Raw genomic sequence first — 12,312 nt, forward strand, 5'->3', positions numbered from 1 at the left:
ATCAGACCGCCGCTGAAGCACGAAAAAGCGGGTGCCGCACATACGACACCCGCCAATAATCTTCTATAACGATATTATATGATCAGGACGAGAGGGTCAGGGCTTAACGACTATTTTGCCCTCGTAATCGGTGCCGACAATGGTCCAAAGGTAAACGCCGCTGGCGACCTTGTGACCGGATTGGTTGGTGCCGTCCCAAACCCATTCACCGGTCAACCCATTGCGATGCTCGACTGTCTCGCCGGACAGGGCGGTAGTAATAAGAAGTTCGACCGGCTCGGCCGGAAGATGGAAAGTCAGGACTTCGCCCTGGGCAAAATGCACCGGAATCGGTGAGGCGAATATGACATCGGTAATCGTAAATGTTGCCAGCGGACCGTAAGCCATTTCATCCGCTTTTGCCCGCCAGTAATAAAGCTGCTGGGCTTCGAGACGCTCGGGGACCTGCCACTCGGTAACATCGCCGAGTTGCTCCGGCACCGCCTCCGAGGAAATGACCGGTGTAACGAACGAAGAATCCGTGGAGATATCGAAATAATACAGATTGTCGATTTCATTCTGGACGTTGTTCACCTTGAGAATCGGCCGGTCCGTGTGAATTACCGCACCGCTGGGCGGGCTCGAAGGACTCGCGGCGTCCTCGTCGACATTAACCGACAACGACACGTATTTGAAGTTGGTCTGATTCGAGGGCGGCGACCAGCCGTCTTCATCGTGGGCCAGCACCCGCCAGTAATAGGTGTGGTTGTGCTCCGGAACAAATGAACAAATGGCGGATGTTCCATCATTGCCTTCAGCGATATTCTCGATCTCTTCCGATACGATTGTCAAAGCGGCGTCATAATATATCCTGAAGTCGTAGAAAACCGGGTCGCCGTCCGGATCCAGAGAGTTGTCGATTTCAAGCTGGATCGGTTCTCCGGACACGATGGCGCCGTTGGTCGGAAGTCTGTTCACCGGAGTTCCCGGCGGCTCATCAGGCGGGGCAGTTTCACTGAGGCTGAATCGATACCAATTGGACCAGTCCGAGGCAATGATGCCGTCATGGCAGTTGGCGCGCCAGACATAATCCAGACCGGTTACCAGAGTCAGTGATACGGTAGTAGATGTCCGCAAAGAACCCTCGGCAACACCGCTGGTGTTCCAGAGCATCGTAGTGGAATCGGCCGCATATAGTTCGAAGCCATAAGTGAGAGAATTGCCATCCTGATCCGAGCCGTTGTTTACGGTCAGAGTAGGTGATGTAACCGCGGTGGTTTCTCCATTGGCCGGGCTGTATCCGGTTGGGGGAGAGGGGGGCGTATTACCGCCGACCTCGACATAAAACCAGCGGGGAGAGCTGTAAGCCGAGTAATCGATGCCGTCGTAAGCGCGAGCCCGCCAGTAATAAATGGAGTTATTGTCCAGAGCTGTTCCGACTTGCCAGGTCGCCTGGCCATCGGAATCTGTTACTACTCCGGATCCGGCCAGCGCCGAGAAGTCGGAGAATTTCGATATCTCGAACTGATAGACGACGTCGGTCCCATCCGGATCGGTCACAGCGTTGACTACGAGGTTCGGCTGATAAGCGGACAGAGTATCCTCATTAGCCGGAGATACCGGTGTCGGCGCCGGAGGTGCTGAGTTGGGCGTCAGGAACGAAAACGGACCGGCCCAATTAGAACTGGCCGTACCGTTGCTGCATCGCACTCGCCACCAGAGACAATGTCCGGAAGGAAGGGCTGTCATCGGAGTGTAACACGATGTTTCAGTACCTTCACTGGTCGTAACCGGATTGTCGACCGGGGCCGTGAGCGTCAGGTCGTAATAGATCTCATAAGTATATGTGTGTGCATCACTGCAGCCATCGGCCGGAGTTGAGTTGTTTATACACAACTGCGGATGCAGGGTGCTGACCGCGGATCCATCATTAGGTGAAGATAGGGTCGGGACCGAGGGCGGATTGGCGCAGTCATCGGCGGAGGCACGAAATATCCCGCCGCAGCCGTTTTGAAACGATACGCTCGATACCGCCGAACCCCATTCACCGTCAGGACTCAACTGCTGCCAGGGACCGTCCAGAAGTGGGATGTCCGGGCTGTGCGAACCGGCAAAAGTCGTTTGCCAGCGACCTGCCGGGCGCATGAGGATCATATAGCGGTAGCCGTCGTCGCCGTTCCAGGTACGGCGAAAGACCACCCAGTTCTGGCTAACATCGTCCTTACCCTGACCGGCTGTGATCGTGCATTCATCGCATTCAACCGATGCGGCATACCAGTCGATGACGTCGTTGTCCCAGGCCGGATCAGCGCCGTCACGCCCGATTCGAACACCGAGGGCACCGATCCAATAACAACTGTCGCCGGGCATACCGGCGGCGACACATTTACCGTCCGAAGCTCCACCGTCGAGCCAGTTCAGGACACCGAGGCGGGTTTCCGGTACATTGGCAAAACTCACGAAGCTGGTGGCTGAACGCCAGAGGAAATAAGTCACCAGGCAGTCGTACCAGTACTCACGGAAACTGTATTCGAGAAAACCATGACCGGGATTGAACCAGTTCTCCACACCTTCACGGGAGCAATCAACCTGACCGGCATAAATTGAAACCGGATTGTATGATGCGCCGTCCACTGCGGGATTGATCGAGGTGGCCGAATTGTTCGGACCGGGGTAGAGAAGCTGTTGGTTGTGGTCGTGAGGAGACACCCCGAACTCATACTCACGATGGACCGGTTTTACCAGGCTGCCGTCGAAATATGCCCATTGGAGACCGGCGGCATAGTCATCTTCATCGCCGTAAGCCCACGTCAAGGCGTTGATACAGACCTTCAGACCAAGACGATTCTCGAGGCTGTCGCCGAGGATCGCCATGTATTTCACCAGCACGGTGTCACGAAAAGCTCGCTGCCAGGCGGAGATGGTCCAGCCGCCGTATTGGGCGTCCGGGCCACCCAGCGCCGCCTCGTAAATATGGCGACCCGAGGTACTGGTTGTCACACCACAGGTCTGAGGAACCGACATATTGTCGAACCAGAGTCCGGCAATCTCGTAATTACGTGTACCTGTGTGTTTGCTGCGGATACTGTCGGCATAGGTGGTGAAATGGTGAATGAAATTAAGATCGGTGTTGTTTATCAACGCCCGGGTACCGCTGTAGGTCAGAAGACGTGATCCGAATTCGCTTGAACTGTAGGGCTGATAGGAACCGAAATCGGTAGTGGTGTAGTCATAAGAATGCCAGTACATAGCCGTGGAGTCATGTCCATCGGCTTCCATAAGCGGCCCGACGAATTCATTCACCGGATCCAACAGGGCTGAAGCGGCGTAAGGATCGTTGAAGTTCAGGTAAACATAGAACTCCATATCCTGATCGTGCGCGTACAGGTCGTTGTATTTCTCCGCATACTGCCAGCCATAGGACAGATCGGCCACCAGGACTTCATACCGTCCGGCAATGATCGAGTCCAATTCATCGGACATAGCGGTTGAACCATAATCGAAGTTGAAATAGTTCACACTCGGAGTCAGGTCCGGATCGGCTGATGCAGAGAAGGCCGCTGTTAAGGTCAAGACTGCCGCGATAAGAAATGATTGCCAATATCGGGCAGGTCTGGTCCTGATTCTAATTTTAGTGCTGATCATTATCAGTCCCCACAGATTACTATTTTATGGCTGTGAAGGGTCCCCTCATATATATCGATCCTTCACATACCCCTGTTTTATACCTTGTTGGCCTCTGCAATACAACAAAAACCATACCTTTCGGCTTATATCGGCACTTTACCGCTAACCGGCCATTGGTCAACTCATTAGAGATTCGCCACGGAAGCCGGTTATTGGCCCGGTTGTTCAAGAAACGATCAGAGTTGTATTGTTCGATGAGGTGTCGCTCGTAAGGCGATGTATGTCATGCTGATATGTGGCATGATTAAAGTTTGGCTTGATGTCGTTCGAATTGTGCAGGATCAAGGCAAGCATTCCCTGATTCTCCAGGAGAGTTACTCCCTCTATATGAAGTTCATGGCACTTACTGTTTACAGGCAATACTAAGGATCAATCAGTCGCCGATAGAGGTTTTCCCACTGAGCCATAACGGGCTGCAATGAAAATCGCTCGCAGGCGCTTGCCCGAGCTGTTGCTCCCACCTGTTTACGAAGGTCAGGGTTGGTGATAAGTCGTTCGGCAATGGCACCGAACTGCTCGTGGTGACCCGGTTCGTAAAGGAAGCCCAACGAATCGGAGGTGAGCAATTCCCGGTTGCCGCCGACGTTCGAGGCAATCGATGGCCGAGCGCAAGTCATATATTCCATCAATGAATTCGAAAGACTTTCGCCGTGAGAACAGAGAACGGCAATATCGAAGGCATACAGGTCGCGTTCGACCGCAGTTGAGGAACCGGGCAACAGGAATCTTCCGCTGAGGTTTTTCACCTGGATCATCTGTTCCAGGTCTGGTCGGAGATCTCCTTCGCCTAACACCACGAAATAAAGATCATCGTGTTTTTTGATCAACGGTTCCGCCGCTTCGATCAGGAAAGGGATATTTTTCACCGGCCTGAGATTGGCCACAGCGCCGATAACGATGGCGTTGACTGGGACACCCCATTTCCGACGTATAGTTGTGATTTGCTCCGGCGATGGAGGTGAAAAACGTTCGATATCGATTGCGTTGGGCACAACGCTGACCCGGTTCGGGGCAACCCGCTCGACCCTGATCGTTTCCTCGGCTACGGCCCGGGAGTTGGCGACGTAATGGGTGGTACGCTTGCTCAGCCACCTGAATATCCGCACCATTTTGGGACTGTGCCAATACCCGGCTCCGACACTCCGCCGTCCTGCTATGGTTGCTTTTACTCCGGCCTTCCTGCTGCAGAGAGCCGCGAACATATTGCTGTCGATAAAAAATGACTGGAGCAGGTCGATCCGGTTATTCCGGCAGTATTCGGCAAAGCGGTTTCGGGCGCGAATGAAGCCGGGCGAAACGATAGAGCTGATCCCCACGTTGAAATAGGCGCAGGGAAGTTTATTCCGGTTAAGCCATTCGCTTTCACGTAAGGTGATCAGGTGTGGCTCGAATTCGGCGCGATCCAGATGAGCCAGGATTTTGAGCAGTTGATTTTCACTGCCGGCTCGCGGTGAGACGATTGTGTCAATGACGTAAGCGATCTTTATCATTGAAGCATCTCCCGGTACAGAGCTGTCCATTCGGCTGTTTGTCTTTCGACTGAAAACCGCTCGCGAATATACTTGCCGGCCGCTTTGGCCAGATCAGTACGCAGCCGTTTGTCCTCAGCCAGTTTAATCAAGGCTCGACTCAGCACCTCCGGTTGACCGTATTCGATCAGGATACCGGTTTGATCCGGAAGAATCAATTTCGGTACATCTCCGACAGCCGTTGCTATGACCGGAAGACCTACCGCCATTGCTTCCATGACAATGTTAGGGAGTCCTTCGGAGCGGGAAGGATTGACCAGAATATCGGCGCCCTTAAGGCAAGGGGTGAAATTCTTCTCAAAGCCGGGGAAAGTGATCCTCCCGGCAATGCCCAATTGCAGGGATAAGTCTTTCATTTCCTGGAGATCGGGGCCGTTACCGAAAAGAATCAGATGCAGGTGAGGCACGGTGTGACATGCGGTTACGGCTTCTTCAATCAGATATCTTTGCCCCTTTTCGGAACTGAAGCGACCGGCGGCGACGGCGATTATGGAGTCGTCGCTCAGGTTGAACCGCTTCCGGAGATCGACCGGTTGCTGGGAAGCATGGAATTCGGCATCTATGGCGTTTTGGATCACGACTATTTTGTTTTCGGGGATACCCGACCGAAGCATCTGCTCCTTCAGATCATGCGACACCGCCACGATTTTATCGGCAGCGCGAATCAGTTTACGATCGATGGCGTTGAAGAAAGAGACCTTCAGATTTTCGGAAGTCCCGCCGCGTGAAACCGCAAGCCAACGCACTCCCGGTCGTAACCGGGCAAAACGGGTGATGAAACGTGTCCTGTAGTCGTGGGTACAGACGATGTCAAAATTGTTTTCATCCACGAATCGGCGCAGAAGACCAAAGGCGCTAATATCGTAAGAACTCGAGGTCGGCAGATGGGCAACTTTTATCCCCGCTCCGGCTAATTCATCGAGGAACGCCGGTCGTTGTCCTGCCTCGGAAAAAGCCGCCACGGTCAATTCGAAATCGGAGTCAGCCATGCTTTGGGCGTGCTGTCGCAACTGCCGTTCCGGTCCGCCGAAGAAACTCCCCGCACGCAGATGCAGAACCCGGTGTTTAGTCATCGGCGTCGGATTTCCTTTCCGTGCGCTCCCAGGATGATTTGCGTAATCCCAGCAGCGATTTTAATTGCACGCCGATGAACCAGAAGCCGTAAGCGGGTGCTGCGGCGATTGCCCGCAAGGCCCGTGAGCGGTCTTCCATAAGAAATGCCCCAAGCAACAGATACACTATCAAGGCTATCATAGCAGCCAGATTGATCCCGGCGAGGAGCCATCCGAGGGGTTTCGTTAAGACCAGTGACAACAGCATCAAAACAAAAGCTAGATAGATCATGAGGGGGCGGCTAAGCAGCAGTAATGCTCCGGCCAGTTCGATAAGTTTGGGGCGGAAGGCCAACCCTCGCAGGAACAGCGCCGGGAAATGGTCGGCAATGAGAGCGAACGTTCCTGAGGCCCAGCGCTTTTTCTGGGTCGCTGCTTGATCGTAGTCGACAGTGGCGGTGCTGTAGACCGAAGTGGCCGCGGTAAAAGCTACTTGTTGTCCGGCCAGAATGATCTTGACCGCATAATCGACATCTTCGGTTATGGAATGAGAATCCCACGGCAGGCGGGCCAGCATCTTCGAGCGAAGCGCCATGCCTGTTCCTCGCAACAGCCCGTGAAAGCCGAGTCGTGAGCGGGCTTCGTAGAAAAGACGATTTTCCACCAGGCTGGCCATATATTGCAGTAGAGCCAGGGGCGAGGCTTTTTTATCGGGTACGAAGTAATAACCCGTCTGTACTGCCGCTGCGCCTTTCTCGAAGGTTACGGCGAGGACCTCCAGGATATTTTGATCGACGATGGTGTCGGCATCCACGATCAGGACAAAGTCCGAGTTTTCCAGGCCGACTTGTTCGATGATCCATTCGATGGCATAGCCTTTACCGCGTCTGTCGAGGTCGTGGCGTTCGTATACCTCCACGCCATGACCGGCGGCAATCTCGGCCGTGTTGTCGGTACAGTTGTCGGCAACGACCACGACCCGATTGCTGTGTGATGATTGTATTTGAGCCAGACTCTTCAGCGTCGGAATCAGGTGTTCACCTTCGTTGTATGCCGGTACGATGGTCAGAAAACGGTATGTTTTCTCGGATTTCTCCGGATGTCGTACGGAGGTACAGCCCACGAGCGCCAATAACCACAGATAAACCACCCCTGCAATCAGAAGGGCCGTTAAAGCAATTATCAACCAGGTCAGGAAAATCATATCATACGACCCGGTTTATCGATCTGACAGATCGAAAATTGGTATTTCCCCCGTGGCGTGCGCGATAACTCCGGGACATATTCCACGTCATAGGTCATTCCCCGGCCGAAAAACTGTGGGACAGCTTCGGCCAGTTGCTTCAGGCTGTACTCACCGAACTTGTCGGTTTTAACGATCCGGAAAAGCAGGTGGTCGAGTTTGTCCTGCACTACCTGAACCTGCCAGATACCGGGGATTTCTATTGCCAGGTTAACCATGATCGAAATTCCGGAGAGCATTCTTCCGTCCGGGGTGTAAAGGAAATCGGTGTGTCGGCCGTAAAGTTTCCCAAGCCGGGGGAGAGTTCGTCCGCAAGGACAGTCACCCTTCAAAACCGTGGCCATGTCCTCCAGCCGATAACGAATAAGCGGCATCGCTTCGTTGGTCAGGTCGGTGATAATCAGGTCGGCCGGAGTGGTTTCATCGGCGCCGTCGGTCTCAACCCAGAGTCCCTCGGCATGGAGGTGCATACCCTCATGCGCTTCACACTCCGAGGCCACAATGGATAATTCCTCGCAGCCGTAACGGTCGAACAACGGTGCTTGCAGAACCCGTTCTATTTCCGCTCGTTCGTTTTCGGTGAGGACCTCCGCCGTTGACAGAATGCTCTCGGTCGGTAGATCGGTCAGGCCGTGTTCCTTTACGAACAGGGCAAAAATATAAAGGGAATGGGCATGTCCGAATAAGAACTTGGCGCCGAATTTCCGCAACCGGTTGATGAAGGCCATCGTGGTGGTTTCATCCATTTGTAACGTATCGAGAGCAATGCGCCGCGAGGTCAACTTGTTGTATATCTTGAAGCGGAGAGTGGCATCCTCGGCCTCGGCTCCCCAGAGAATGGCCAGCTTCTCGCCTAAACGATAACCGGTCCAGGCATCGTGGCGCATCGTAGCCGCTTTCTTAGCCGTGGTCGCCGCGACACTCCAAAACAGTTTGAGCGGCACCCCGGTGGAACCGCCGGTTTTTTTGGGGATCAGACGTTCTCCCCGGAACCGTTCGGAAATCATCCGGTCGATATTCTCTCGAATATCCTGTTTGGTCAGAATCGGGAGTTTCTTGATATCGTCGGGAGACTTGATATCCTCGGGACGGATGCCGTGCTCGTCGAATTTCTCACGGTAGTAAGGAACATACCGATATGCTTCGTCTATGATATGGGCAAGACGCTTCCATTGTAATTCCAGCAGTTTCTCTTTGGGCCAATACTGGGATTCTTCCAGAGCCGCCCAGGTCGGTTTTATCGCGAATCCCTCTCGATGCCAGGAAAGCGGAATAAATATCTTTTGTGCAATGGTCTTGATCAGGTCCATAACGTATCCGGCTTCAGTGTTTGGTGCTGCCTCTGTATCGTAAGATCGTCACCGAGTCAAAATCGTATACCTTTTCGAACAATGAATCATTCGCCGTGAATAACTCCGGGCGAAGGATATATCGCTCGGTTTCTTTTGGTCCGAGATAGAGATAACCGATGTTGAGGCTGTCGAGTACCGGCACAACCTGTAAAATCGAGTCGGCATTGAACATTTCTTCGACTTGTTTGATTCTGTCAATAGCCGGTCCGTTGCCTACTCCCCACAGGGCGGCCAACATGAATGTACCGACGCCGACCGGTTGTTCCGCGAGAGCCGGGACGGGATTGATATCATAAAGGTAGTCTCCCGGATAGCCCGGTGTTCCCTGCACTACGGCGTTCGGTTCAGTGTTTTTTCGTACCCAGCGCAGGGCGGTATAGTCGGTGGCGGCAATACGGTTTTCAAGCCCTCGACTGCCGAAAAATCCACCGAAAGCCTGAAGATCGAGCAGCAGAGTCGGGGCGGAGAAAATCAACATAACGATAACAATCTTGCGTCCCCGCCCTTTTTTCTTAAGAACTTTTTCCAACAAAACCGCCGCTCCGACCAATAAAGCCAGTTGCAGCGGTTTGCCCGATTTCCGCAGCAGGATATCCGGTTCGACCGCATGGCGAATGAACAAACCGAATAATAACGCGATCCCGGCCAGAATCCACAGATGTACGGTCGGGAAACTCAGTCGCTCTCGCCAGACACGCCACCAGCCGGCCAGTCCGAAAAGAAAGAGCGGACCATAATCGAGGGCGAGGTAGAAAGGCAGGGTAGCTATCACGGCCAACATCGGCTGGAACGACAACATGCCTCCCTGACCGCCGATCATGTGCAGGCCGAACACGAAGAAGTATCCAGCTATCGCTATGATTCCTACCCCGGCCACCAGTTTCAACTTGCCGTTCCAATCCCGATGGCGGATGAGATCCAGCAGATTCACTACGATCAGCCACAGCACGACAATTGTCCCCATGAACGAGTCACAGCCGAAACAAGTCAGGGCCAACAAGCCGATCAGGGCGCCGTCGATCAGACGCGATCTTTTTCCCAGAGCACCCAGATATACCAGGATAGTACCGATTCCCAGTAAAGTGGCCGCAACAGCATGGGGCTCGACGAAAAAGTCTCTGACATAACTGTGCGACAGACCGGAAAACGCCTCAATTTTTGGCCAGAATTTGCCTGTGGCCGGGATCAAATCGGTAATGCCGATCATGTTGCCGAACGCCCGCCCGATAATGAACAAATCCATATAGCTGTAGCCGATAAACACCAACGCCAAAGTCCAGTTGACGGCTCGGCGAGACACTTTACTTGCGGTTAACAATTGCTGCAAAGCGGCAAAAAGCATGATGATGTTGCAGCTTGCCAGGATACCCAAAATAAGGCGAATGTCGCTGTTCAACCCGGTCAGGCGGTGAAAGGCCGCCGGTACGATATGGAAAAACCAGTAATAGTGTGCGGTGGGACCGTTATAATAGATGTTGGTCGGGGGGACCTGCTTAGCCAGTGCCGCCGGAACTGCCATGTGGTTGAAGTAATCGTTGACGAACAGGGTCGTGTAGATATGATATCCATCCTCGATTCGGCCAACCCGGCTGAGAACAATCACTGTCAACAACACACCGGCCAGACCGAATAAGTACCCGACACGGTTGTCCCCCGGAGAGAAAGCTGTTCGGCCACCGCTTTTTCGTCCGATCAACAGCGCTGTCCAGCTTAATACTCCTATCAGAGACGGAATCCAGACCGGAAAATTCAGATACATGAACAGGGTCAGGATCAGAATCTCAAACGCATATCCGACCGCATATCCCAACACCAGCGCGGCAGCCGGATTTTCGATCTTACCGGTGCGAAATTGCACCCAGGCGAACACCAGACCGGGACTGACGGCGGTGAAGTGAAAGATAAAAAAGAATATCGAGGAGACAACATCTCCCATGAATCGGATAAACTCCCTTTATGTAATCCTGACCCGCATCCGTGCGATACTAATCTATTCGACTTGTGGATGAAGATCGTTGTCGGACGGCGCCGGTTCAACTTGTTTTTCCGCTGCAGCCTCCTGTCGATCCAGTTCCCGGTCGATCACTACCACGAACGCTGCAAAAAAGAACCAGTTGTAGCGATAGAGGTTGTGTCCGGCCAGACCGAACAGGAACAACAACCAGAGGGAAACCAGGATTCCTTCCACCATTGACGACATGAAACGGTTGTCGTCGGTTTTCTCCAGACGTTTGAGCCGTTTTCGGCAGCGCCGGATCGTTATCAGCAGGGCATAGGTGAAAAAGCAAAAGGCCGAAAACCCGACAATGCCGCCTTCGGCGATAAGTTCACCGAGCATATTGTGTGACTGGAACCAGACTCCGAATTCCGTTCCGCGTGCAATGAGATAACAGCCTGCTCCCACCCCGGTAATGGGATGCATCAGGAACAATTTGAAACCATGTTCCAATCCCTCGATCCGCCCACGAGCCGATTCGGCCGAACTGGTTTCCGACGATAAATCAGTAGTCGATTCGAAACGCCCGACATATTGATCGGGCATGAGCATTACGGCGATCATCAGACCGACTACTGCTACGGCGGTGTAGGCGAACTTACGTTTGGAGCGAGCAATGACCACGGCTGCCAGAAACAGCACTCCTACCATGGCCGTACGTGATCCGGTCAGCACGATATTGGCCAGAATAATTACCGACCCGCCCGCAAGCAGCAGTCTTTGCCAGCGATTGGCCGCATCCTTCATGAAGTAGAAAATGAGGGGCGCGGCATAGGTCAGAGTCGCAGCATGAGCGTTCGGATCGGCATACGATCCTCCAAGACCGATCGCACGCATGATTCCCATACGATATTGATAGCCGCCGTGGTAGTAGTTGTTAATCGACATGGCTGCCATCACGATGATCAGGAAGAAATACAAGTGGGCTACCCAGCGTAATTGCTTCGGAGTCTCCACGATATTCACGACGAGGATAAATACAACTATCAACCTTAAGAGATCCACCAGCGCGTCCTTGGTGGCGGTCATATAGTACGAGGAGATCATCGTCAGGACCATGGCGGCAAAAAAGACCAGGATGCCATAACCGGGCAAGCCCAGGTGAAAAGTGGATCGCTGGCGAAACATGAACGAGAGGGCCATACTGCCGATGGCCATGAAACCGATAATCCGCTCGGTAAAACCGGGTAAATAGCTGAAATAAGGAGCCCATTCCTGAGGCCAGGCCAGGAAGAAGATTAAATAGATCAACAGCGCCGACATCGGGCTGTACATCATGAAAAACACCGCCATGGCCCCGAAGACCACTGCGAGGGGGTAAATGTGCGGGGGGAAAATCACCCCGAGACCGCCTATTACACAGATCAGAACCAGAGCTGTTATCAACAGCCCTTTACTGGTAACGTATTGGCGTCCGATCTCACCCATGATACACCCGGTCCGATTCACCTGACATGTTCATACGGTTCTTGTA

Annotated in this window: 7 protein-coding genes; all 7 read right to left on the reverse strand. The window is 53.4% G+C overall.

The window, feature by feature from the left end; translation table 11 throughout:
• Positions 1-96 precede the first annotated feature (96 nt).
• Complete coding sequence (locus tag PLF13_12660; GenBank protein HOP08132.1) at positions 97-3,624, reverse strand: hypothetical protein; 3,528 nt, start codon at positions 3,622-3,624, stop codon at positions 97-99.
• A gap of 404 nt (positions 3,625-4,028) precedes the next feature.
• The gene (locus tag PLF13_12665; GenBank protein ID HOP08133.1) at positions 4,029-5,156 is read right to left on the reverse strand and encodes a glycosyltransferase; all 1,128 of its coding nucleotides are present in this window, start codon (positions 5,154-5,156) and stop codon (positions 4,029-4,031) included.
• Positions 5,153-6,268, reverse strand: a complete 1,116-nt coding sequence (locus PLF13_12670) for a glycosyltransferase (GenBank protein HOP08134.1) — start codon at positions 6,266-6,268, stop codon at positions 5,153-5,155. Before PLF13_12670 ends, PLF13_12665 begins: the two co-directional genes overlap by 4 nt.
• Positions 6,261-7,451 carry a glycosyltransferase family 2 protein gene (locus PLF13_12675; GenBank protein ID HOP08135.1) on the reverse strand — a complete coding sequence of 397 codons (1,191 nt, stop codon included), beginning with the start codon at positions 7,449-7,451 and terminating at the stop codon, positions 6,261-6,263. Before PLF13_12675 ends, PLF13_12670 begins: the two co-directional genes overlap by 8 nt.
• The gene (locus PLF13_12680; GenBank protein HOP08136.1) at positions 7,448-8,800 is read right to left on the reverse strand and encodes a phenylacetate--CoA ligase family protein; all 1,353 of its coding nucleotides are present in this window, start codon (positions 8,798-8,800) and stop codon (positions 7,448-7,450) included. The genes PLF13_12675 and PLF13_12680 overlap by 4 nt, the downstream gene beginning before the upstream one ends.
• A gap of 13 nt (positions 8,801-8,813) precedes the next feature.
• Complete coding sequence (locus PLF13_12685) at positions 8,814-10,778, reverse strand: hypothetical protein (protein ID HOP08137.1); 1,965 nt, start codon at positions 10,776-10,778, stop codon at positions 8,814-8,816.
• 54 nt (positions 10,779-10,832) lie between these two features.
• Complete coding sequence (locus PLF13_12690) at positions 10,833-12,266, reverse strand: O-antigen ligase family protein (protein ID HOP08138.1); 1,434 nt, start codon at positions 12,264-12,266, stop codon at positions 10,833-10,835.
• Positions 12,267-12,312: the final 46 nt, after the last annotated feature.

The organism is Candidatus Zixiibacteriota bacterium, from assembly GCA_035380245.1.
Taxonomy (GTDB): domain Bacteria; phylum Zixibacteria; class MSB-5A5; order GN15; family FEB-12; genus DAOSXA01.

Bases quoted from the DNA above. Each gene is read 5' to 3' on its own strand.
- PLF13_12660 (HOP08132.1), bottom strand. From the start codon at position 3,624: ATGATCAGCACTAAAATTAGAATCAGGACCAGACCTGCCCGATATTGG.
- PLF13_12690 (HOP08138.1), bottom strand. From the start codon at position 12,266: ATGGGTGAGATCGGACGCCAATACGTTACCAGTAAAGGGCTGTTGATA.
- PLF13_12665 (HOP08133.1), bottom strand. From the start codon at position 5,156: ATGATAAAGATCGCTTACGTCATTGACACAATCGTCTCACCGCGAGCC.
- PLF13_12675 (HOP08135.1), bottom strand. From the start codon at position 7,451: ATGATTTTCCTGACCTGGTTGATAATTGCTTTAACGGCCCTTCTGATT.
- PLF13_12680 (HOP08136.1), bottom strand. From the start codon at position 8,800: ATGGACCTGATCAAGACCATTGCACAAAAGATATTTATTCCGCTTTCC.
- PLF13_12685 (HOP08137.1), bottom strand. From the start codon at position 10,778: ATGGGAGATGTTGTCTCCTCGATATTCTTTTTTATCTTTCACTTCACC.
- PLF13_12670 (HOP08134.1), bottom strand. From the start codon at position 6,268: ATGACTAAACACCGGGTTCTGCATCTGCGTGCGGGGAGTTTCTTCGGC.